Genomic DNA, 21,834 nt, shown 5'->3' on the forward strand with positions numbered 1-21,834 from the left:
GGGGGCGACGCGGCGCCTGCCGCATGGCCGGCGCCGCGTCTTGCTTCACACCGGCCATTCCCCCAACCGATACGCCGAATCCCAGAACATCCATTCCAACTGCGCCGCATGCGTATAGGCGCGGTGCATTTCATCCCGCGTCTGTGCCGACGCCTTGTCCGCCGCCTGGTCCACCGATGCGATCACTTCGCGCACCAGGGTGTGGAATTCTTCTCCGGCGTAGGTATCGATCCACGCGCCATAGGGATTGGGACGCGTCGCGCGCGAGTGGATGTCGCGCCCGATCTCGGCATAGATCCAGAAGCACGGCAGCAACGCCGCCAGCGCCACTGGATACGGCGCGCTCCACGCGGTGGCGATGAGGAAGCTGGTGTAGTGATGGCTGGCCGGCGACAGCGGGGTGCTGGCGAACGTGTCGCCATCGATGCCGAATTGCTTCATGAAGCCTTCGTGCAGGCTGCGTTCGACCACCACGGCGTTCTTGGCGGCGTCGGCGAACTGCACCACGCCGTCGGCATGGTCGGCCTTGGCGGCGGCGACCGCCAGGGCGCGGCCGAAGGCCAGCAGGTAGTGGGCGTCCTGGATCATGTAGTGGCGGAACGCCTGTTCGCTGAGCTGGCCGCTGGCCAGTTCCTGGTTGAACGGCATGGTGCGCGTTTTTTCGTACAGCGCGGCGTTGCGCGCCCAGGCGTCGGTGCTGAAAGACATGGCAATCCTCAAGGCAGGGTCGAACGGTGCGCCAGGGCGCGCCGTGGTGGTGGACCCAAGGGTATCAAGACGGGCGCGCAGGCAAGCATGGCGCGGACTGGCAGCGCCCAGTGTATTCATTAATTGAGAATCATTGTTAATATGGCCGTCCTTTTTGCCTTGACGCGACGTTCGGCCCAATGCCCCGCCCCATTAACCCCCTGAAAGGTTGGCTCGCCTATTACGGCGAGCTGGTGGGTTCGTGGGCCAAGCGCAATTCGCGTCCTTGCGACGCGGAGGATGCGGCGCAGGATGTGATGGCGCATCTGTTGAGCGATGGCAACGTGGCGGCGGTTGCACCCAAGTCCTATCTGTACCGGGCGACGCAGAATCGGCTGATCAGCGAGATCCGGCGGCAGGAACGCCACCCGCAGACTTCGCTGGAGATGCTGGCGGCCGAAGACCATCCGCTGCTGCACGATCCCGAAGCGGGCGTGCGCGCGCGGCAGTTGGCCGAGGCGCTGGAGCAGGCATTGGCGAGCCTGCCGCTGAAGAAGCGGCAGGCCTATGTGTGGCACAGGCTGGAAGGCTATTCGCAGCCGGAAATCGCGCAGCGCATGGGCCTGGCGCTCAATACGGTTGAACGCTATATCATGGACGCCACCCGTGAAATGCGCGAACAGCTCGAACGTTTCTGCCCGGATTGACCCGCCGCGCGATGACTGACTCCCCCGACCCCGACACCCTGCGTGACCCGCGCGATGCCGCCGCGTACTGGTTCGCGCGCGTCCGTTCGGGGCGGATGGATGCCGCGCAGCAACAGCGCTTCGACGCCTGGCGGCAGGCGGACCCGGCGCATGAGCGGGAATACCAACGGGCCTGCGGCCTCTGGAATGGGTTTGCGTTGGTGGATCCGGCCAGGTTGCGGGCGCTGGCTGCCGAACCGGCGCCGCGCTCCGGGCGGGGTTCCCGCTCGCGCAAGCCTTTGGGGGTAGGCCTGGGACTGACGTGTGCCGTGGTCGTTGCCGGCGTGGCGCTGCCGCAGTGGTTCATGGGAACGCCGGCGTTCAGCCAGCAGTACGCAACGCAACCGGGTCAGCGTATGCAGGCATCGCTGCCGGACGCCTCCGTGGTGGACCTGAACACCGCGACGCGATTGTCGGTGCGCCTGTTCGAGGATCGCCGCATTGTCGAACTCCAGGCGGGCGAGGCCACTTTCACGGTGACGCCGGATCCGCAGCGGCCTTTCTACGTGGAGACGGGCGCGACCACCGTCCGCGTCACGGGCACGCGCTTCAATGTGCGCCGCGATGGCGAACAGGTGCGGGTGGCGGTGGATTCGGGCACCGTGGCCGTGCAATCCGGCCACTGGTGGAATCGCAGCCAGGTGTTGCTGACTGGCGGCCAGGGCACGCGCACGCTGGCGCAGGGCGGGTTGTCGCCGTCGGAAAAGGTGGCGGTGTCGGACTTGCTGGCCTGGCATGCGGGACGGGTGGTGTTCCGCGACCAGGCGTTGGCGGATGCCGTGGCCGAGATGAACCGCTATGGCCGCATGGACATGCGCGTCGCGGACGTGGCCGTCGGGCGCATCCATATTTCCGGGGTGTTCAGCGTGGACAACCCGCAAGCGTTTCTCGATCTCCTGCCCGCGATCGCACCGGTGCGGGTGCAGACCGCGGCCGATGGCGTCGCGACGATCCAGGCACGTTGATCTGGCTGGCACGACAGCTTGCGCCGCTGGTCGGTCCGGAAAATGCCGTCCGCGACGCGTTGCATTTAGTTTCAAATAATCGATGATTTTTCATCAGGAATTGGGCGCGCCACGGCGTCCTGGGGATAGGCGTGCCGATCAGCGCCGCTTCATATCGCCACGTTCGCGGGCTGCTCAGGCCCGCTGCTGCCGATCCCGGGAAAATCATCAGGAAAGCTCGTTCCGTGAACCGTTCAACCATTGGATTCTATTCATCGCCGCGCAGGCTGGCGTCTGCCCAAGGCCTGGGTGCGCTGGCTTTGTCGTTGCTGCTGGGGGTGGCGTTGTCGCCGACCGTCGCGCAGGCGCAGGAAGCGGCGCTGCAGCTCAACATGCCGGCGCAATCGCTGGAAAGCGCGCTGGTCGACCTGGCCACGCGGGCCTCGTGGGATCTGGCGTATTCGCCGGATGCCGTGCGTAATCTGCGTGCGCCGGCCGTGTCGGGCCGGCTGACGCCGGACGAGGCGTTGCGCGCCTTGCTGGCGGGCTCTGGCCTGGTGTTTGAAAGAACGGGCAACCGGGTTGCCCTGTCGCGCGGTGCCGGCGATGCCAGTGTGGTGATGCAGAGCATCACGGTCGTGGGCAAGGGTAATGAGTTCACGGAAGGCACCGGCTCGTACACTACCGGCGCGATGAACACGGCGACCAAGCTGCCGCTGACCATCCAGGAAACGCCGCAGTCCGTCAGCGTGGTGACACGCCAGAAGCTGGATGACTTCGCGATGCAGACCATCGATGACGTCGCCAACAGCACCACCGGCGTGACGGTGAACCACTGGAGCAATGATCGCTCGCGTTATTTTTCCCGGGGCTTCACGATCAATACATTCCTGCTGGACGGGATGCCGGTGACCTACGAGACGGACACGTCCACCTACAGCACCACGGCGATGTACGACCACGTGGAGGTGGTGCGAGGACCGACCGGCCTGATGACGGGCATGGGCGATCCATCGGGCGCCATCAACTTCGTGCGCAAGCAGCCGACCGACGTGGCGCAGTTCATCGCCACCGCGCGCGCGGGCAACTGGGATAATTTCTCGGGCGAATTCGATGCGAGCGGCCCGTTGAATGACAGCGGCTCGATCCGGGGGCGCTTCGTCACGTCGCAGCAGTCGCGGCAGTATTTCACGGATGGCTACAGCAGCCGCAAGCACCTGTACTACGGCGTCGTCGATATCGATCTGACCTCGCGCACCACGCTGAGCCTGGGCGGCCATTCCAACACCGAGGACAATCCGGGGTCCGAATGGATGGGGGTTCCCACGGCCCCCGACGGTTCGCCGCTGGATATCCGGCGGTCACGGCGGTTTTCGCCATCATGGAGCTATTGGGACAAGAAGGAATCGAGCCTGTTCGCCGAGCTCAAGCACAAGTTCGACAGCGGCTGGGTGGCCAAGGCCGCCGCCCGCTCCGTCAATGCGTCGTCGGCGCTGGACGGCGCCTATTTCGTCAGTGGCAGCTATGATGCGCAGGGCAATATGCTTTACGACGTGATGGGCGGCCGCTATGACTACGATAAGAAGCAGCAGAGCTTCGACGTGTCGGCGCAAGGGCCGGTCAAGCTGTTCGGCCGTTTCCACGACATTGCGTTCGGGGCGAGCTACCGCAAGGATACGTGGCGCGACGATGGCTACAGCTACCTGGATTCGCCGACCGGCTATTACATGCTGGGCGGCGTCAATCCGTACACGTGGGACCCGGATTCGATTCGCCGTTCCGACTTCGTGAAGGACACGCTCTGGAGCCGCGACCAGCGCTCGGCACTGACGTCGGCCTACGCCACCGGCCGTTTCCGCCTGGCGGACCCGCTCAGCATGATTCTGGGCGCGCGGCTGGATTGGTTCGACTTCGACAACAAGCAGTATCAAGGCGCATGGAGCAGTCATCGCAAGTTCAGCGAAGACAAGCACTTCACGCCGTATGCCGCGCTGACCTATGATCTGAACGACAACCACTCGGTCTACGCCAGCTATTCCAGCATCTTCAAACCGCAGTACTACCTGGACACGTCGGGTACGGTGCTCAAGCCGGTGGAGGGCACCAACTACGAAATCGGCCTGAAGGGCAGCTATCTGGACGAGCGTATCAACGCCGCCATCGCGGTGTTCTCGACGACGCAGTCCAACCTGCCGCAGGCGGTGACCGACATCTCGTCGTGCTTCGTCGCCACCAATTGCTATCGGGCGGTGGGCGAGGTCAAGAGCGAAGGCGTGGAGATCGACATCAATGGCGAGCTGCTGCCACGCCTGAACGTGGGCATCGGTTATTCCTACACGCGCGCCAAGGTGTCTTCGGGCGGCATCGACGGCGCCGCAGGCCAGCCCTATGCCAGCTATGTCCCGCAGCACCAGTTGAAAGTCGCCGCCATGTATCACCTGCCGGGGGCGTACGAGAAATGGCGTATCGGCGGCGCGGTGCGGGCACAGAGCAAGACCTCGACGCAATCGTTGACGAGCGCGGAGGGCTACGTGGTCAAGCAGTCGCCGTTCACGGTGGTGGATCTGGTGGCCGGCTACAAGGTGAACCGGCAGCTGGATATCCAGTTCAACGTCAACAACCTGTTCGACAAGCGCTATTTCGAGTCGATGCAGGGTAACAATGGCGGCAACTACTACGGTACGCCGCGTAGTTTCCTGCTGACGACACGCTATCAGTTCTAGCGGCATGGCTGGCTGCGCATCGCGATGGCGATGGCGCAGTCAGCCGTGGCGGCCTCATCGTCGGGGGGAGTTCGTCCGACGGCGTTCGGGCGAGGGCTAGACGTCGTCGAAATAGAACGCCTTGTCGATCTTCGCTTCAAGCGCGAGATAGGTGGGCGATTCCTGCCAGTTCTGGGTGAAGCCGATCAGCAGCAGCGCGCCGACGACCGCGCCGATGGCGCCCGTCCAGCCGAAGCCGAACGCCAGTATCAGCAGCGGCCCCGCGCAGACCAGTGGCAGCCACCATTGCAGCAGCAACTTCAGCAGCATGCCCAGGCAGAAATAACCGACGATCAGCGCCACGATGATGGCAATGACGATCAGGAATTCCATGACAGCTATGCCGCCAGGATGCGGGCTTTCTGCTCGGCGAATTCGGCGTCTGTCAGCACGCCGCGGTCGCGCAGGCTGGCCAGTCGCTCCAGCTTGGCGATGACGTCGTCATCCGGACCGGCGGCCTTGCCGGCGGCGGGTTGCCGCATGAAGCGGGATTTGCGCGCTTCGATGGCCTCCTGCACGCGGTTGGTGAATCGCATGACGGTTTTCTTCCAGACGTTGCGTATCTGGTAGCTACCGGCGCTGTCCTGGATGGAGATATTGCCGAACATGATGCCGGTTTCACCGGAAACGGCATTGACCTTGTCCAGGTCGATCGCGGTCTGGCGCAGGCCGTAGACCAGGCCTTTGTCGAGGAAGATGATGCGCCGGTCGGTCAGCGTGATGAGCCAGGTGTTGTTGTTCATCATGCCGCTGGTGAAGGCCAGCACCTCTTCGCCGTCGTGCAGCACGTGGGGCAGGTGGTTCAGTTCCTTCTTGGTGAAGAACTGGTCATCGCCCATCTCCTTGGCGATGGCGTTGTAGCGCGCCTTCAATTCCTCGGGCGGCGCGTTTTTATAGTCGAAGGCCATGCACTTCCTTGCATCCGGTTATGGCATCAGCAGCCAAAGCGCGCCTATCTTAAGCCACGGGTCGGGCAGGCGGAGGCGTGCTCGGAAAAAAACCTCCGGGCCGGCGGCCAGTCCGGAAGGCTCCCTGTCGATTGTCGAGATTCGAAGCGGCGCACGGCCAGCCGCGCGCGCCGCATTCGCGGCGGCGCAAGGCCTATTGCATGTACCACCCATGGCTGACCACGAACGACTGCCCCGTGAACGCCGCGCTGGGGAAGGTCGACAGGAACAGCGCCGTCTGCGCCACGTCGTCGACCGTGGTGAAAACGCCGTCGACGGTATCGCCCAGCATCACCTTCTTGACCACGTCTTCTTCGCTGATGCCCAGTTCCTTGGCCTGTTCGGGGATCTGCTTCTCGACCAGCGGGGTGCGCACGAAGCCGGGGCAGATGACGTGCGAACGCACGTTGTGCTTGGCGCCTTCCTTGGCCAGCACGCGCGCCAGGCCCAGCAGCGCGTGCTTGGCGGCGACGTAGGCGGACTTGAGCGGCGAGGCTTCGTGAGAGTGCACCGAGCCCATGTAGATCACGACGCCGCCGCGATCATCCTTGTACATGTGCTTGAGCGCGGCCTTGGTGGTGAGGAAGGCGCCATCGACGTGGATGGCCTGCATTTTCTTCCAGTCGGCGAAGGCGAAGTTCTCGATGGGGTTGACGATCTGGATGCCGGCGTTCGAGATCAGGATGTCGATGCTGCCGTAGGCGGCGGCGACGCGGTCGATGCCCTGGTTGACGGCGTCTTCGTTGGTGACGTCCATGGCCACGCCCATGGCCTTGCCGCCGGCCTGTTCGATTTCGCGGGCGACGGCGTCGGCGCCGGCCTGGTTCAGGTCGGCGATGGCGACCGCGGCGCCTGCGCGCGACAGGGTCAGCGCGATCTCCTTGCCGATGCCGCTGGCCGCGCCGGTGACGACGGCCACTTTTCCGTTCAGATTGCTCATGCTGGGGAACCTCCGGGTAAGGATGCCGCGGGCCGGGGTGCGCCCGCGGATGCGAGGGGCATGGCTTGATGGTAGCGCTCCAGGATGAGCGCAGCCTGAACGCCACAGCCAGGGTAACTTTCTATGTCATTTGCTTCCGCCGCATGTCAGGGCGGCGCTGGGGGGCGCGCTCGCGGTTCCCGGGGCGGGCGCCATGGGCGGCAGGCCGCGCCAGGGACGGGGCCCGGCAGGCTTTGTTACCAAGCCCGGCCGCGCGCCGCATTCGGCCATTGCCGGTTGCGCCGGGCTGCGCGAGAATCCGCCGGATTCGGTCCCGCCCTGATTGTGGCGGGATCCTTGTTTCCTACAGAGCGAAGACTAGCGTGTCATCAGTCATGGACGGTCGGGCGGGCAAGCGGGTGGCGGCAGGTTGGGCGCGTGGCGTCGCGGCGGCCGTGCTGGGGGTGGCGGCGCTGTCGGCGCAGGCGGCCTATGTGGTGGTGGACACCGGTCATACGCCCAAGCAGCCGGGCGCCACGGGCGCCAGCGGCCGGGTGGAGTACCAGTACAACCTGGACCTGAGCGGCGCGGTGGCCACGGATCTGCTGGCGCTGGGAGACCGCGTGACGCGCGTGTCGGCCGATGGCGCCGAGATTGCGCTGGGCCGGCGCGCGCGGACGGCGCCGGACGCGGACTTCTTCATCTCGATCCACCACGATTCGATGCAGCAGAAGTACATCGATGCCGGCCGCCAGCGGGAGTTCGCGGGCTTCGCCATCTTTGTCTCGCAGCTCAATCCCCGCTACGAGGACAGCCTGCGGTGCGCCAAGGCCATCGGCGAGGCGCTGGTGGCGGCGGGCGAAAAGCCGTCGCTGTACCACGCCGAGCCCATCGCGGGCGAGAACCGGCCATTGCTCGATCGCCGCCTGGGCGTGCATCGCTACGATGGGCTGGCGGTGCTCAAGACCGCGGCCATGCCGGCGGTGCTGGTGGAGGCCGGCGTGATCGTGAATCCCGACGAAGAGGCGCGCCTGGCGCGGCCCGAGACCATTCAGCGCCTGGCGCGGGCGATCGCGGACGGCACGCACGCCTGCCAGCGGCGCTAGCGCGGCGTTGGGGGCCAGCGGGCGGATGCGGGATGAAATCGCAAGGGATGGATAAAATCCGGCATTCGTATAGTGGGCCGCCGCGCCCGGACGACGCGGTTGCGCAGGGCGGGGGCGATCCCGGCCGTGGCGAGCGTTCCGAGAACAAGGACTGATGATGCTGAAAAGAAAACTGACGATGTTGGCCGCGTCCCTGGCGCTGTCGATGACCGGGCTGTCCGTCGCGGTGGCGCAGACGCAGGCGCCGGCGCAGCAGCAGGAGGAACCCGAGCGCTACGGCCCGTTCTTCTTCCTGCCCAGCCAGCCCAACCTGTTGGTCTACGTGGGCGCGGTGGGCGCCAACGACATGCTCAACCTGAAGAAGGCGCTGCGCGAGCACCCGACCATCTCGACCCTGATCCTGCAGAACAATGGCGGCGGCCTGGTCCACATCGGGCTGGTGGTGGCCGAAGAGGTCTACGAGCGCGGGCTGAACACCTATATCCCGAAGGACAGCTATTGCGCGTCGGCGTGTTCGTTCGTGTTCTTCGCCGGGCGTCAGCGCCTGGCGGAAGGCCGCCTCGGCGTGCACCAGATCTCCGCGCCCGAGATGACGGGCGAGCAGGCGCAGTTCGGCGTGTCGGACATTGTCGCGACCCTGCCGAAGTACGGCGTGTCGGCGGACGTGCTGGGGATCATGTTCAGCACGCCGTCCAAGGAGATGTATTTCTTCTCGCCGCAGGAGATCATCAGGTACGGCATCAACCGCACCGGCAACGTCAGGACGGCCAGCAATGACGTGCAGCCGGGCACCGGCCAGCGTGCGGCCCCCGCGCCCGCCGCGGCGCCGGCGCCGCAGGCGCAGTCGCCGGGGGATGCCAAGCTGCCGCCGCGCAAGCCGGCCTCGCCCGATGCCGCGCCGGCGCCGGCCGGCCCCGTGGCCAATCCGTACATGCCGAAGGAGACCGCGCCGGCGGCGATCACGGATGAGCAGAAGGCGATCAACGCCGCGGCCCTGATGATCCAGGCGGGCAGCGGCACCAATGAAGAGGCGCTGAAGTTCACGCGCGAGTTCTACGCCGATACGGTCGACTACTTCAAGAAGCAGCGGCCGAAGTCCGAGATCCTGGCGGACAAGGAGGCGTACTTCGCGCGCTGGCCGGTGCGTCGTTTCGTGGTCGACCAGAATTCGCTGCGGGCCAAGTGCCAGGACCAGATGTGCATGGTCAAGGGCCTCTACGACTACAAGGTATCCAGCCCGGAGCGCGGCAAGACCGCGACCGGCACGTCGAATTTCACTTACGTCCTTGACCTGCGCAACCGCTACCGCATCGTCATGGAAGACAGCGAGGTCATCAGCCGCTGACGCAGCGGGCCGATGCCAGGGAGAACTGCAATGAGTTTGAGGAATCGCGCGGCGCGGCTGCTGTGCCTGGTGGGGTTGAGCGTGCTGGCCGCGCCGGCGTTGGCGATCAACTGCCAGAAGGCCAGCACGGTCCCCGAGAAGCTGATCTGTTCGGATCGCAAGGCGGTGGCCGCCGATGGCGAGCTGAACCGCGCCTATGCGGCGGTGCTGAAGCAGGCGCCCGACGAGGAGATCCACAAGATGCTGGTGGACAGCCAGCGGCGCTGGCTCAAGGCCCGCGACCAGGTGCTGGACGGGCTGACCGACGATTCCGACGCGTTGCAGGACGACAAGACGCCGGGGCAGCTGGCGGCCGACCTGATCCTGAACCGCATCGCCCAGCTCAAGGAGATCCGGAAGGGCGACAAGCTGCCCGCCATGATCGCCACGGCGCTGCGCCAGCGGGAGTTCAACAAGCAGTTCACCGGCGGCCCCTACGCCGGCTTTGATGTGTCCTGCGACCTGCTGCCGCGCGACTACAAGTACTACGGCTGCTTCGCGATCCGCCACTACCAGAACAACGATCGCCTCTGCAGCGCGGAGGAATACTGGGCCACCGGTTCGGTCTATGTGCAGCGCTATGTGGCCAAGGTGGTGGATAACAAGCCGGTGCCGGTGGCCTCGTGCTCATTCAATGGCGTCGACGCCAACTGCCCGGGCGGGATTTCGGATGACGCCCACTGGAACACCGGCCCCGAGGTGCACAAGGTGGACTATTCATCCACGCCGTTGCCCAAGGTGGATGGCGAAGTCCACGACGAGGATGACAACGACTGGCTCAAGGCCTGCCTGACCGATCCGTCTTTCCCGCTGTCCGACCCGAAGGGCGCCGGGCGCTAGTCGGGGCGCGCCGAGCCGAGCCGAGCCGAGCCGTATCAGGCCGGGTCGTCGGCGGCGGCCCGGGCCAGGCGCTTGCGGTGGCGCCTGGCGTAGTCCTGCAACGCGTCGCGCAGCACCACCGCCTGGTTGTGCGCGGTATTGCGCGCGCCATACAGCAACGTCAACGGGCGCGCGCCGGCGGCTTCCAGCAACGCGGCCATGCGGGCCTGTTGCGCCGGGTCGGCCAGCTCGGCCAGGTATTTTTCCCGGAACGCATCCCAGCGTTCGTCCTGGTGACTGAACCATTTGCATAGTTCGGCGCTGGGGGCGATGTCCTTGGCCCATTCATCCAGCCCCAGGTCGGCGCGGCGCAGGCCGCGCGGCCACATGCGGTCCACCAGGGCCCGATAACTGCCGTCGGGGCCGAGGCCTTCATAGACACGCTGCACGGAGATGGCGGACGGTTTCATGGGAGAGCGGCTCCTGTGACGGACCGCCCCAGTCTACTCCCGCCCCGCATCCCGCCGCCGCCGACCGGCGACTCCGGGACGCATGCCGGCGCGACGGGTCAGGCGGCGGCCTTGGCCAGCTCGGCCGCGCCGCTGGCGCGCAACAGCAGGAAGCCCACCACCGCCGAGGCCAGCGAGCCGGTCAGGACGCCGATCTTGGTGGCGTCGACCGCCGCCGGGTCGGTGAAGGCCAGCGCGCCGATGAACAGGCTCATGGTGAAGCCGATGCCGCACAGCAGGGCCACGCCGTACAGCTGCGTGAAGCTGGCGTGGCGCGGCAGGCTGGCCACGCCCGTGCGGATGGCGAGCCAGGCGAAGCCGAACACGCCCAGCTGCTTGCCCAGGAACAGGCCCAGCGCCACGCCCAGCGGCACGGGCTGCGCCAGGCTCGACAGGCCCATGCCGGCGAACGACACGCCGGCGTTGGCGAAGCCGAACAGCGGCACGATCAGCAGCGCCACGGGCTTGTGCAGCGCATGTTCCAGCGCATGCAGCGGCGAATGCTCGCCCGCGCGGCCCTGGTTCTGGGGGCGCAGCGGAATGGTCAGCGCCAGCGCCACGCCCGCGAGCGTGGCATGCACGCCGGACTTCAGCACGAAGTACCACAGCACCGCGCCGATCAGCAGGTAGGGCGTCAGGCGCAGCACGCCGGCCCGGTTCAGGCAGAACAGGCAGGCCAGCAGCGCGCCGGCCATGGCCAGCGCGAACAGGTTCAGCTCGGAGGTATAGAACAGCGCAATGATGACGATGGCGCCCAGGTCGTCCAGGATCGCCAGCGCCGTCAGGAACACCTTCAGCGAGGTCGGCACGCGGCTGCCCAGCAGGGCCAGGATGCCCAGCGCGAAGGCGATGTCGGTGGCGGCGGGAATGGCCCAGCCGCGCAGGGTCTCGGGGCTGCCCAGGTTGAGCAGCACGTAGATCAGCGCCGGCATGGCCATGCCGCCCACGGCGGCGATGCCCGGCAGCACGATGCGGGCGACGCCGCGCAGCTGGCCGTCCAGCACCTCGCGCTTGATCTCCAGGCCGACCAGCAGGAAGAACACGGCCATCAGGCCGTCGTTGATCCAGTGCAGCACCGATTCCTTGAGCATCACCGGCCCGACCTGGAAGCCCAGTTTGGCGCCGAGGATGTTGAAATATCCGGCCGCCAGGGGACTATTGGCGACGATCAGGGCGACCACCGCCGCCAGCATCAGGACGTAGCCGCCGAGGGCTTCGGAACGCAGGAACGCCTGCAGGAAAGAGACGGGCCGGGACGGGGGCGAGGCCTGCAGGGTCAAGATTCACTCCTTGGGTGCTGCGTACAGCGTAAAACCTGAATTTTACCTGAATTAAGCATGCCCCGCCGGATGGAAGGCCTTGATTTCTATAGGATTTGGCCTTTCGGGATCAATGCCACAGCAACGCGTTCATGGCCTCGACCAGCCGGTTGCGATAGCGCGGCAGCAGCGCCCGCACGCGGGCCTGGCGGTCGGTCCATTCGGCCGGTTCGGCGCCGGCGGCGATGCGCTGCGGCGCCCAGATCGGGTCGGGGAAATGGCGGTCGCCGCGCCAGCGCGGAATCACGTGCCAGTGCAGGTGCGGCACCATGTTGCCGAGCGATGCCAGATTGATCTTGTCGGGCGCCAGGATCGATTGCTGCGCTTCCTCGACCACGTACACGGCGCGCATCAGCAGGTCGCGGCCGTGGGTCGACAGGCTGGTCATCTCGGCCAGGTGGGCGTTCCAGATGACGCGGGTGAAGCCGGGGTAGTCGGGGTCGTCGACCTCGATCAGGCGCAGGTGCGGCCCGCGCCACAGCAGCGTGCCGCCGTCGGTCTGGCACAGCGGACAGTCGGGGTCGCGCGCGCTCAAGGCAGCACCTTGCGGTATTGGATGAAGCCGGAACGGTCGGCGATGCGGTCGTACAGCTGCATGGCGGTGGCGTTGGTTTCGTGGGTCAGCCAGTAGACGCGAGCGCAGTTGGCCGCGGCCGCCTGCGCGTAGACGTGCTCGATCAGCTTGCGGCCGGCGCCGGTGCCGCGCGTCTCGGGATCCACATACAGGTCCTGCAGGTAGCAATAGTCGCCCGCCGTCCAGGTGGAGCGGTGGAAGATCCAGTGGACCATGCCGACCGCGCGGCCGCTGTCGTAGGCCAGCGCGGCGTTGACCGGCTCGGCCGGGTCGAGGAAGCGGGCCCAGGTGTTGCGGGTGACGGCGTCGGCGATGTCGACGCGGTAGAAGTCCTGGTAGCCCTTCCAGAGCGGCAGCCAGACATCAAAATCGGCGGCGACGACGGGGCGGATTTCAGCCGAGCTCATGGGGAAGGTCTCCTGCGGGTCAGAGTTGGTTTTCCAGGGCTTCGACGATATGCCGCAGCACCTGAAGGCGAGCGTAGCGCTTGTCGTTGGCCGAGACCAGATGCCACGGCGCATGCTGGACATCGGTGCGCGCCAGCATTTCGTTGGTGGCCGCGGCGTATTCCTTCCACTTGTCGCGGTTGCGCCAGTCGTCGGGCGTGATCTTGAAGTTCTTGAAGGGCGATTTCTCGCGGTCCTTGAAGCGTTCGAGCTGCACGTCGGCGGTGACCGCCAGCCAGAACTTCAGCACCAGCGCGCCGCTGCCGGCCAGTTGCGCCTCGAAGTCGTTGATCTCGGCGTAGGCGCGGCGCCAGTGGGCGGGCGGGGTGATTTTCTCGACGCGCTCGACCAGTACCCGGCCGTACCAGGAGCGGTCGAAGATGGCGATGCGGCCCTGGCGCGGCACGTGGCGCCAGAAGCGCCACAGGTAGGGGCGCGACAGCTCGTAGCTGTTGGGCGCGGCCACCGGGGTGATGTCGAACTGGCGCGCGTCCAGCGCATGCGTGATGCGCCGGATGGCGCCGCCCTTGCCGGCGGCGTCCTGGCCTTCGAACACCAGCACCAGCGAGCGTTCCTGGAATTTCCTGGAGCGGGCGGCGCGCGCCAGCCGGCCCTGCAGCAGGCCCAGTTCGGATTCGTAGTCTTCGCGGTCGAGCTTGGCGTCGTAGTCCAGCTGGCCGAGCCGGTCAAGGATGCGGGCGGGGCCGGTATGGGCCACGAACGAGGCCGGGATGCGCGGCACGCGGTTCTGGCGCATGGCGGCCAGCACGGCTTCGGCGGTGCGCGTGGCGCGCATGTTCTCGTCGGCGCTGGGGATCACCACCCAGGGCGCGTGGCCACTGTCGGTGTGGTTGATGACGACCTGGCCGCTGTTGCGGATGCGGTCGTATTTCTTGTGCACCTTGAGGTCGATCGGGCTGACCTGCCAGGAGGTCTCGGGACTGGCCAGCAGGCGCTTGGCCCGCGCCCGCTGGGCGTCCGATGACAGGTGGAACCAGAGCTTGAGGATCTGCACGCCTTCGGCGGCCAGCATGGCCTCGAAGCGTCGGATGGCGACCGACTGCGCCTCGATGCTGTCCTGGTTGGGATGCTTGCGCGCGGCTTCGCGGATCAGCGGCGTGTACCAGGAGCCGAAGACGATGCCGGTGCTGCCCTTGGGCGGCAGGTCTTTCCAGTAGCGCCACATGGGCGGGCGTTCGAGTTCGTCGCCTTCCGGGGGACCATAGGCCAGCGTCTTGATGTGGCGCGGGTCCATCCACTCGTTGAGCAGGTTGACCGTGGCGCCCTTGCCGGCGCCGTCGATGCCGGCCACCACCACCAGCAGGGATTTCTCGGCCTTCTGCAGGCGCTGGTATTGGGCGTTCAGCAGCGCGACGCGCAGCTTGGCCTCCAGCGGTTTGAAGGCTTCCTTGGACAGGACTGGGTCGGCTTCGGCTTCGGCGAACATGAGGGATTCCGTGGGATCGGCGATCTTGTGACCGGCCGATCTTGCGGGATATCCCGGCGGCGCGCAAGTGCGCGGCCGGCGGAACCCTTGTGGACGCCGGCTAGAGGGCGTCGACCGGGATCTTCAGGTAGCGCACGCCGTTGTCTTCCGGCGGCGGGAAGTGGCCGGCGCGGATGTTGACCTGGATGGCCGGCAGGATCAGCGTGGGCATGGACAAGGTGGCGTCGCGCCGCGTGCGCATGGCGACGAAGTCGTCTTCGGTGACGCCGTCGCGCACGTGGATGTTGGCGCGGCGCTGCTCGGCCACGGTGGTCTGCCACGCGGCCTCGCGGCCGGCCGGCGGATAGTCGTGGCACATGTAGAGGCGGGTGTCGTCGGGCAGGCTCAGCAGATGCCGGATGGAGCGGAACAACTGGTGGGCGTCGCCGCCGGGAAAGTCGCAGCGCGCGGTGCCGACGTCGGGCATGAACAGGGTGTCGCCGACGAAGACCGCGTCGCCGATGCGGTAGGCCATGTCGGCGGGGGTGTGGCCGGGCACGTGCATGGCGCTGGCCGTGAGCGCGCCGATCGAGAACGTTTCGCCGTCGGCGAACAGGCGGCCGAACTGCGAGCCGTCGAGCTGGAACTGCGGCTCGAGGTTGAAGATTTTCTTGAACACGCCCTGCACCGTGCGGATGCTCTGGCCGATGGCGATGACGCCGCCCAGCGCGCGCTGCAGGTAGGGGGCGGCCGACAGGTGATCGGCATGCGCGTGGGTCTCGAGCAGCCATTCGGTGCGCAGGCCGTGTTCGCGGACGTAGGCGGCGACCCGGTCGGCGCTGGCGGTGCTGGTGCGGCCGGACTTGGGGTCGTAGTCCAGCACCGAGTCGATGATGGCACAGGCGCCGCCGGGCGCGGGCTCGTGCACCACGTAGGTGACGGTGGCGGTGGCCGGGTCGAAAAAGGCTTGGATCTGCGGGGTCATGGGCGGCGGCCTCGGGCGTGCGGCGGCGGCGCGCACGAAACAATATATGTATTTGAATAATATTGTTGGATAGTTTATCCGTCAATATAATGATCAAGTCCTTTCCGGCCGATTGATCCTCATCAAATGCTGACTGCCCTGAACGAATGCGAAGTCGCCGCGCTGCGCGAATCCGCCTCCCAGGCCTGCGCGCTGCTCAAGGCGCTGGCCAACGAAGACCGGCTGCTGCTGCTGTGCCAACTGGTGCAGGGCGAGCGCAACGTCGGTGAACTGGAATCCCTGACCGGCATCCGCCAGCCGACCCTGTCGCAGCAGCTGGGCGTGCTGCGCGACGAGGGCCTGGTGAGCACGCGGCGCCAGGGCAAGTACGTGTACTACCAACTGGCCAGTTTCGAGGTCAACCAGGTCATGAAAACCCTGTCCAGCCTGTATTGCGGCCGCGCGATGGCGGCGCTCGCATCATGATCGACTGGCCCGCTTTCACGCCCGGGAGCGCGGTTGCCGGCGGCGCGCTGATCGGCGCGGCCGCCGTGTTGCTGATGCTGGGGGCGGGCCGCATCGCGGGCATCAGCGGCATCCTGGGCGGCCTGCTGCCGCCGGACCGCCACAGCGGCTGGCGGCTGGCGTTCGTGGTCGGCCTGGGCCTGGCGCCGTGGCTCTATCAGTGGGCCGCGACGCTGCCGCCCATCGTGGTGGAGGCGGGCACGGGCCGGCTGATCGCCGCGGGCCTGCTGGTGGGGATCGGCACGCGCTACGCCTCGGGCTGCACCAGCGGCCATGGCGTCTGCGGCCTGGCGCGCGGTTCGCGCCGCTCGCTGGCGGCGACCGCGTTGTTCATGGCCGCGGGGTTCGTCATGGTCTATCTCGTGCGCCACGTGATCGGAGCCTGACATGGTCATCGCGTTCGCTTTCGTCGCGGGGCTGGTATTCGGCCTGGGCCTGATCGTCTCCGGCATGGCCAACCCCGCCAAGGTGCTGGGCTTTCTGGACCTGGCGGGGCCGTGGGACCCGTCGCTCGCGTTGGTGATGGGCGGCGCGCTGGCGGTGACGGCCGTGGGCTTCGCCTGGTTGCGGCGGCGCCGCGCCAGCCTGTCCGGCGGCCCGCTGCAATGGCCCGCCGCGACGCGCGTCGATCCGCGCCTGGCGCTGGGCAGCCTGACGTTCGGCGCGGGCTGGGGCCTGGCGGGGTTCTGCCCGGGGCCGGCGCTGGTGGCGGCCGCGGCCGGCGTGCGCGAGGCCCTGATCTTCGTGGCCGCGATGGCGGCGGGCATGGCGCTGTTTTCGATCATCCAGCATTTCAATCGCCGGCCCCCGCGGACCGGTTCATAACCGGGAGACAAGCATGCAGACGGCAGCACAGGCGCAGCGCGATTTCGACGTGGTGGTGGTGGGAGGCGGTTCGGCCGGCATCGGCGTGACCGCCAGCCTGCTGCGCCGCCGTCCGGACCTGCGCATCGCGGTCATCGAGCCCAGCGACAAGCACTACTACCAGCCGGCCTGGACGCTGGTGGGCGGGGGCGCGTTCGACATCGCCAAGACGGTGCGGCCGACCCGCTCGGTGATGCCGGGCCGCGCCACCTGGCTGCAGGCCGCGGCGGCAGGTTTCGAGCCCGAGGCCAACCAGGTGCGGCTGGCCGATGGCAGCGCGGTCAGCTACCAGCAATTGATCGTATGCCCGGGCCTGCGCCTGGCCTGGGACAGGGTGGAAGGGCTGTCGGACACGTTGGGCAGGAACGGCGTCAGTTCCAACTACCGATTCGACCTGGCGCCGTACACCTGGGAACTGGTGCGCGGCCTGAAGGGCGGCAAGGCGCTGTTCACGCAGCCGGCGATGCCGATCAAGTGCGCCGGCGCGCCGCAGAAGGCCATGTACCTGGCCTGCGACCACTGGCGCCGCGGCGGCGTGCTGGATCGCATCGAGGTCGAATTCGACCTGGCCGGCGCGGTGCTGTTCGGGGTGCCGACCTTCGTGCCGCCGCTGATGCGCTATGTGGAGAGCTACGGCATCTCGCTGGCCTTCAATTCGGCGCTGGTGGCGGTGGACGGCCCGGCGCGCAAGGCCTGGTTCGACGTCAAGGACGCCGAGGGCGCGGTCACTCGTGTGGAAAAGTCGTTCGACATGCTGCACGCGGTGCCGCCGCAGGTGCCGCACGACTTTCTGCGCCAGAGCGCGCTGGCGGACGCGGCGGGCTGGTGCGAGGTCGATCCGGCCACGCTGCGCCATGTGCGCTACGACAACATCTTCGGGCTGGGCGATGGCATCAGCACCACCAACGCCAAGACCGCGGCGGCGGCGCGCAAGCAGATCGTCACGGTGGCCGAGAACCTGCTGGCGGTGCGCGAAGGGCATGCGCTGCCGGTCACGTATGACGGCTACGGTTCGTGCCCGCTGACGGTCGAGCGCGGCCGCATCGTGCTGGCCGAGTTCGGCTATGGCGGCAAGCTGCTGCCGACGTTCCCGCTGGATCCGACGGTGCCGCGCAAGAGCGCCTGGTTCCTCAAGGCGACGATGCTGCCGTGGATCTACTGGAACGGCATGCTCAAGGGCCGTGAATGGCTGGCCCGTCCGCTGGGCAACTGAACCCGCCGTTGCCGCGTGGAAGGCGCTGTCGCGCCCGGGCTTTGCCGGTCCCGGGCGCGCGCCGTGCTTGTTATTCGTAGGTGCGGATGTCGTCGATGACCTTGCCGTCGTTCGGCAGGGCGCCGGCCTCGGCCCATTCGACGTCGCTGCGCAGCTTGGTCACGTCGCGCACCGATTCGGCGATGCGCGCGCCCAGGTCTTCGCCGCGCACGCGCGACTCCACCCGCAGCACCATCTTGTCCGACCCCGTGGTGCCGCTGATGACCAGCCGCGCCCGCAGGATCTCGGGATGGCGGCGCACCACGTCGGCCACCTGCGAGGGATGCACGAACATGCCGCGCACCTTGGTGGTCTGGTCGGCGCGCCCCATCCAGCCCTTGATGCGGGTGTTGGTGCGGCCGCAGGGCGAGATGCCGGGCATGACCGCCGACAGGTCGCCGGTGCCGAAGCGCACCAGCGGGTAGTCGGGATTGAGCGTGGTGACCACGACTTCGCCGACCTCGCCGTCGGGCACGGGTTCGCCGGTGCCGGGACGCACGATCTCGACGATGATGTCCTCGCCCAGCACCAGGCCCTGGCGGGCCGGCGTCTCGAACGCGATCATGCCGAGGTCGGCGCTGCCGTAGGCCTGGTAGCCCTCGATGCCGCGCGCCGCCAGCCAGTCGCGCAGCGACGGCGGGAAGGCTTCGCCGGAGACCAGCGCGCGGCGCAGCGAATCCAGTTTCACGCCGAGCTCGTCGGCCTTTTCCAGGATGATTTTCAGGAAGCTGGGCGTGCCGGTGTAGCCGCTGGGCGCCAGGTCCTGGATCGCGCGCACCTGCTGCTCCGTCTGGCCGGTGCCGCCGGGGAACACGGTGCAGCCGACGGCGTGCGCGGCGGTCTCCATCATCGAGCCGGCCGGCGTGAAGTGATAGGAAAAGCAGTTATAGGCCAGCTCGCCGGCGCGAAAGCCCGCGGCGTACAGCGCGCGGGCAAAGCGCCAGTAGTCGGCGCGCGCGCTTTCGGGTTCATAGATCGGGCCGGGCGAGGCGAACACGCGCATGGCTTCGCCCCAGCCGATGGCCGAGAAGCCGCCGAAGGCCTTCTGCGGGCCGGCCGGTTGCGCGGCCTGCTCGCGGCTGTGCTGCTGGCGCTCCAGCAACTCGTGCTTGCGCAGCACCGGCAGGCGCGCCAGCGCGGCGCGCGAGGTGACCGTGGCGGGGTCGATGCCGCGCAGCTGCTCGGCAATGGCCGGCGCTCGGGCGATGGCGCGGGCGATGGCGCCGGGCAGGGCCGCCATCAGCTCGCGCTCGCGTTGCTCGGGCGCTCGGGTTTCCAGGACATCGAAAAACTCGGACATGGGATCGCACCCTCTCGTGTGCCGTACTGCGGTGTCGTTGCCGGCGGCGCACCGGACCGCGCCGGCGTCGCCGCTCCAGGGATCAGGCCAGCCAGCGTTTGCGGCGGCGGTAGAACTTGTTGTCGCGGAAACTCTTGCGTTCGCCGCTGGAAATGCCCAGGTAGAACTCTTTCACGTCCTCGTTCTGGGCCAGGTCCTTCGCGGCGCCGTCCATCATCACGCGGCCGTTCTCCAGGATGTAGCCGTAGTCGGCATAGCGCAGCGCGATGTTGGTGTTCTGCTCGGCCAGCAGGAAGCTGACGCGCTCGCGCTGGTTCAGGTCGCGCACGATCTCGAAGATCTCTTCGACGATCTGCGGCGCCAGGCCCATGGACGGCTCGTCCAGCAGGATCATGTTGGGGTTGGCCATCAGCGCGCGGCCGATGGCGGTCATCTGTTGCTCGCCGCCCGAGGTGTAGCCGGCCTGGCTGGCGCGGCGCTGCTTCAGGCGGGGGAAATACTGGTAGACGCGCTCCAGCGCCGCGCTGGTGTCGCCGCGGCCGAGGTCGCGGGTATAGGCGCCCGTCAGCAGGTTCTCTTCGATGGTGAGGTGGGCGAAGCAATGGCGGCCCTCCATCACCTGCACCACGCCGCGCTTGACCAGCTCGGCCGGCGACAGCTTCTCGATGCGCTGGTCGCGGTACTGGATGTGGCCCTTGGTGACGTCGCCGCGCTCGCCCTTGAGCAGGTTCGAGATGGCGCGCAACGTGGTGGTCTTGCCGGCGCCGTTGGCGCCCAGCAGGGCCACGATCCGGCCTTCCGGCACCTGCAGGGAAACGCCCTTGAGCACCAGGATGACGTGGTTGTAGATCACCTCGATGCCGTTCACATCGAGCAGCACCTTGGGGGTGTCGGCGGTAGTAGCGGTAGTCGTTGCTGCGGTCATGGCGGTTCCTGCGGCATGGTGGCGGCCGACGCCCGGGGGCGCCGGCCGCCGGTTCACATCAGTTCTCGCAAGTGCGGGGCGTGATGTTCTTTTCCTTGGCGTACTTCGCCGCGGCTTCCTTCACCATCGGGTCCAGCAGGGTCTTGTCGGCCTGGTACCAGTCCGAGGCGACCTTGAACTTGGCGCCGTCCCACTGCACGATGCGGGCCCAGTCGTCACCCTTGTGGTTGCTGCACGAGGTCTTGACCGGACGCATGATCTGGCCGAAGCCCAGCTGGTTCAGGCGTTCCTGCGTCAGGTTCAGGTTCTCGAAGCCCCAGCGCACCTGTTCGGGCGTGAGCGCCTTGCCCTTGCCGAACTTTTCCTGCGCGGTGCGGATCGCCTCGACCTGCAGCATCGAGATCATCATGCCGCGGGTGTGGGCGATGGTGCCGAGCGTGGTCTTGCCCGTCTTGTCCGAGCCCTGGCCCTTGTCGTAGACGTACTTCTTCAGATCGTCATAGACCTTGTCGTGGTCGGCGCCGCTGTTGTGGATGGTGATGGCGTTGTAGCCCTTGGCGACATCGCCCAGGTCCTTGACGTCGCCTTCCGAGCCGGCCCACCAGATCGCGTACATCTTGTCGCGCGGGTAGCCGCTGGCCTGCGCTTCGCGGATGGCGGTGGGCGTCATGATGCCCGCGCTCCACAGCAGCACATAGGCCGGGCGGGCCTGGCGGATCTGCAGCCAGGTGGACTTCTGTTCCACGCCGGGGGCGGTCACCGGATACAGCAGCAGCTCGAAGCCTTCCTTGGCGGCGCGCTTCTGCAGCAGCGGGATCGGTTCCTTGCCGTAGGGCGAGTCATGGTAGACCAGGGCGATCTTCTTGCCCTTGAGCTTGTCCATGCCGCCTTCTTTCTTGGCGATGTCCTGGATCATCACGTCGGCGGCGGTCCAGTAGGTGCCCAGCAGCGGGAAGTTCCACTCGAACACGCTGCCGTCGACCGATTGCGACAGGCCGTAGCCCATCGTCTCGACCGGCACCTTGTCGACCATGGCCTTGTCGCTGACCGCGAAGGTGATGCCGGTCGATTGCGTGTCGAAGCCCGAGGCGCCGGTGCCCTTGCCCTTCAGGCGCTCGTAGCACTCCACGCCGCGGTCGGTGGCGTAGGCGGTTTCGCATTCCTCGTAGGTGATCTTGACGCCGTTGACGCCGCCGTCGCGTTCGTTGACCAGCTTCAGGTAATCCAGCTTGCCGTCGGCCCAGGGAATGCCCAGCGGCGCGAACGACCCGGTCCGGTACACCAGCAACGGAACGAACTGCTCTTCCGCCGCCATTGCCGGCGTGGCCACGGCGCCCACGGCGCCGGCTGCGGCCACCAAGGCTGCCGCCAACTTCAGGTTAAGACGCTTCATCTCCATTTACCTCCTGCGTGGTG

General features: G+C 67.2%; 23 protein-coding genes. 10 read left to right on the forward strand and 13 right to left on the reverse strand.

Features of this window, described 5'->3' with window-relative positions:
* Positions 1 to 45: 45 nt before the first annotated feature.
* A complete protein-coding gene (gene tenA, locus H0523_RS14690; protein WP_054430738.1) occupies positions 46 to 708 on the reverse strand; it encodes a thiaminase II in 663 nt (220 codons plus the stop codon).
* Between the two features lie 179 nt (positions 709 to 887).
* On the opposite strand from tenA, the gene H0523_RS14695 reads away from it, so the two are divergent.
* The 3 genes from H0523_RS14695 (at position 888) to H0523_RS14705 (ending at position 5,100) form a co-directional block, all read left to right on the forward strand.
* Positions 888 to 1,394 (forward strand): RNA polymerase sigma factor, encoded by a 507-nt coding sequence (locus tag H0523_RS14695; RefSeq protein ID WP_054430737.1) that lies wholly within the window; start codon positions 888 to 890, stop codon positions 1,392 to 1,394.
* A gap of 11 nt (positions 1,395 to 1,405) precedes the next feature.
* Positions 1,406 to 2,398 (forward strand): FecR family protein, encoded by a 993-nt coding sequence (locus H0523_RS14700; protein WP_054430736.1) that lies wholly within the window; start codon positions 1,406 to 1,408, stop codon positions 2,396 to 2,398.
* A 293-nt stretch (positions 2,399 to 2,691) separates the two neighbouring features.
* Positions 2,692 to 5,100, forward strand: a complete 2,409-nt coding sequence (locus H0523_RS14705; RefSeq protein WP_369816807.1) for a TonB-dependent siderophore receptor — start codon at positions 2,692 to 2,694, stop codon at positions 5,098 to 5,100.
* A 96-nt stretch (positions 5,101 to 5,196) separates the two neighbouring features.
* On the opposite strand, the gene H0523_RS14710 is transcribed toward H0523_RS14705, so the two are convergent.
* The 3 genes from H0523_RS14710 to H0523_RS14720 all read right to left on the reverse strand — a co-directional run bounded on the left by H0523_RS14710 (position 5,197) and on the right by H0523_RS14720 (position 7,026).
* A complete protein-coding gene (locus H0523_RS14710; RefSeq protein WP_054430735.1) occupies positions 5,197 to 5,472 on the reverse strand; it encodes a hypothetical protein in 276 nt (91 codons plus the stop codon).
* 5 nt (positions 5,473 to 5,477) lie between these two features.
* Positions 5,478 to 6,047 carry a PH domain-containing protein gene (locus tag H0523_RS14715; RefSeq protein ID WP_054430734.1) on the reverse strand — a complete coding sequence of 190 codons (570 nt, stop codon included), beginning with the start codon at positions 6,045 to 6,047 and terminating at the stop codon, positions 5,478 to 5,480.
* A gap of 193 nt (positions 6,048 to 6,240) precedes the next feature.
* Positions 6,241 to 7,026, reverse strand: a complete 786-nt coding sequence (locus H0523_RS14720) for a 3-hydroxybutyrate dehydrogenase (RefSeq protein ID WP_054430733.1) — start codon at positions 7,024 to 7,026, stop codon at positions 6,241 to 6,243.
* A 374-nt stretch (positions 7,027 to 7,400) separates the two neighbouring features.
* Here H0523_RS14720 and H0523_RS14725 point away from each other — a divergent pair, with 374 nt between their 5' ends.
* From H0523_RS14725 to H0523_RS14735, 3 genes are all read left to right on the forward strand, one after another.
* On the forward strand, positions 7,401 to 8,111 hold the full coding sequence (locus H0523_RS14725; protein ID WP_082380319.1) for an N-acetylmuramoyl-L-alanine amidase family protein: 711 nt from the start codon (positions 7,401 to 7,403) through the stop codon (positions 8,109 to 8,111).
* A gap of 178 nt (positions 8,112 to 8,289) precedes the next feature.
* A complete protein-coding gene (locus H0523_RS14730) occupies positions 8,290 to 9,456 on the forward strand; it encodes a COG3904 family protein (RefSeq protein ID WP_054430732.1) in 1,167 nt (388 codons plus the stop codon).
* A 30-nt stretch (positions 9,457 to 9,486) separates the two neighbouring features.
* Entirely contained in the window at positions 9,487 to 10,335 is an 849-nt protein-coding gene (locus H0523_RS14735) for a lysozyme inhibitor LprI family protein (RefSeq protein WP_054430731.1), read from the forward strand.
* A gap of 35 nt (positions 10,336 to 10,370) precedes the next feature.
* On the opposite strand, the gene H0523_RS14740 is transcribed toward H0523_RS14735, so the two are convergent.
* The 6 genes from H0523_RS14740 to H0523_RS14765 form a co-directional block, all read right to left on the reverse strand.
* Positions 10,371 to 10,784: a DUF488 domain-containing protein gene (locus H0523_RS14740; RefSeq protein WP_054430730.1), complete on the reverse strand. Its 414-nt coding sequence runs from the start codon at positions 10,782 to 10,784 to the stop codon at positions 10,371 to 10,373.
* 98 nt (positions 10,785 to 10,882) lie between these two features.
* Positions 10,883 to 12,103: a Na+/H+ antiporter NhaA gene (gene nhaA, locus H0523_RS14745; protein WP_054430729.1), complete on the reverse strand. Its 1,221-nt coding sequence runs from the start codon at positions 12,101 to 12,103 to the stop codon at positions 10,883 to 10,885.
* 109 nt (positions 12,104 to 12,212) lie between these two features.
* Positions 12,213 to 12,677: an HIT family protein gene (locus H0523_RS14750; protein ID WP_054430728.1), complete on the reverse strand. Its 465-nt coding sequence runs from the start codon at positions 12,675 to 12,677 to the stop codon at positions 12,213 to 12,215.
* Positions 12,674 to 13,123, reverse strand: coding sequence for a GNAT family N-acetyltransferase (locus H0523_RS14755; RefSeq protein ID WP_054430727.1), 450 nt, complete (start codon positions 13,121 to 13,123; stop codon positions 12,674 to 12,676). Before H0523_RS14755 ends, H0523_RS14750 begins: the two co-directional genes overlap by 4 nt.
* 19 nt (positions 13,124 to 13,142) lie before the next feature.
* Complete coding sequence (gene pap / locus H0523_RS14760; RefSeq protein WP_054430726.1) at positions 13,143 to 14,609, reverse strand: polyphosphate:AMP phosphotransferase; 1,467 nt, start codon at positions 14,607 to 14,609, stop codon at positions 13,143 to 13,145.
* A gap of 100 nt (positions 14,610 to 14,709) precedes the next feature.
* The gene (locus H0523_RS14765; RefSeq protein WP_054430725.1) at positions 14,710 to 15,573 is read right to left on the reverse strand and encodes an MBL fold metallo-hydrolase; all 864 of its coding nucleotides are present in this window, start codon (positions 15,571 to 15,573) and stop codon (positions 14,710 to 14,712) included.
* Positions 15,574 to 15,699: 126 nt separating this feature from the next.
* Here H0523_RS14765 and H0523_RS14770 point away from each other — a divergent pair, with 126 nt between their 5' ends.
* From H0523_RS14770 to H0523_RS14785, 4 genes are read left to right on the forward strand one after another with little or no spacing between them, the layout of a single operon-like run.
* Positions 15,700 to 16,038 (forward strand): ArsR/SmtB family transcription factor, encoded by a 339-nt coding sequence (locus H0523_RS14770; RefSeq protein WP_006391860.1) that lies wholly within the window; start codon positions 15,700 to 15,702, stop codon positions 16,036 to 16,038.
* Complete coding sequence (locus H0523_RS14775) at positions 16,032 to 16,463, forward strand: YeeE/YedE family protein (protein WP_054431092.1); 432 nt, start codon at positions 16,032 to 16,034, stop codon at positions 16,461 to 16,463. The genes H0523_RS14770 and H0523_RS14775 overlap by 7 nt, the downstream gene beginning before the upstream one ends.
* A 1-nt stretch (position 16,464) precedes the next feature.
* Complete coding sequence (locus H0523_RS14780; RefSeq protein WP_054430724.1) at positions 16,465 to 16,902, forward strand: YeeE/YedE family protein; 438 nt, start codon at positions 16,465 to 16,467, stop codon at positions 16,900 to 16,902.
* A 13-nt stretch (positions 16,903 to 16,915) separates the two neighbouring features.
* Entirely contained in the window at positions 16,916 to 18,154 is a 1,239-nt protein-coding gene (locus H0523_RS14785; RefSeq protein ID WP_054430723.1) for an NAD(P)/FAD-dependent oxidoreductase, read from the forward strand.
* A 70-nt stretch (positions 18,155 to 18,224) separates the two neighbouring features.
* On the opposite strand, the gene H0523_RS14790 is transcribed toward H0523_RS14785, so the two are convergent.
* From H0523_RS14790 to H0523_RS14800, 3 genes are all read right to left on the reverse strand, one after another.
* On the reverse strand, positions 18,225 to 19,493 hold the full coding sequence (locus H0523_RS14790; protein ID WP_054430722.1) for a phenylacetate--CoA ligase family protein: 1,269 nt from the start codon (positions 19,491 to 19,493) through the stop codon (positions 18,225 to 18,227).
* Positions 19,494 to 19,575: 82 nt separating this feature from the next.
* Complete coding sequence (locus tag H0523_RS14795; protein WP_054430721.1) at positions 19,576 to 20,418, reverse strand: ABC transporter ATP-binding protein; 843 nt, start codon at positions 20,416 to 20,418, stop codon at positions 19,576 to 19,578.
* Between the two features lie 58 nt (positions 20,419 to 20,476).
* Complete coding sequence (locus H0523_RS14800) at positions 20,477 to 21,817, reverse strand: ABC transporter substrate-binding protein (protein ID WP_082380318.1); 1,341 nt, start codon at positions 21,815 to 21,817, stop codon at positions 20,477 to 20,479.
* Between the last annotated feature and the right edge of the window lie 17 nt (positions 21,818 to 21,834).

The organism is Achromobacter insuavis (assembly GCF_902859645.1).
Classification (GTDB): domain Bacteria; phylum Pseudomonadota; class Gammaproteobacteria; order Burkholderiales; family Burkholderiaceae_B; genus Achromobacter; species Achromobacter insuavis.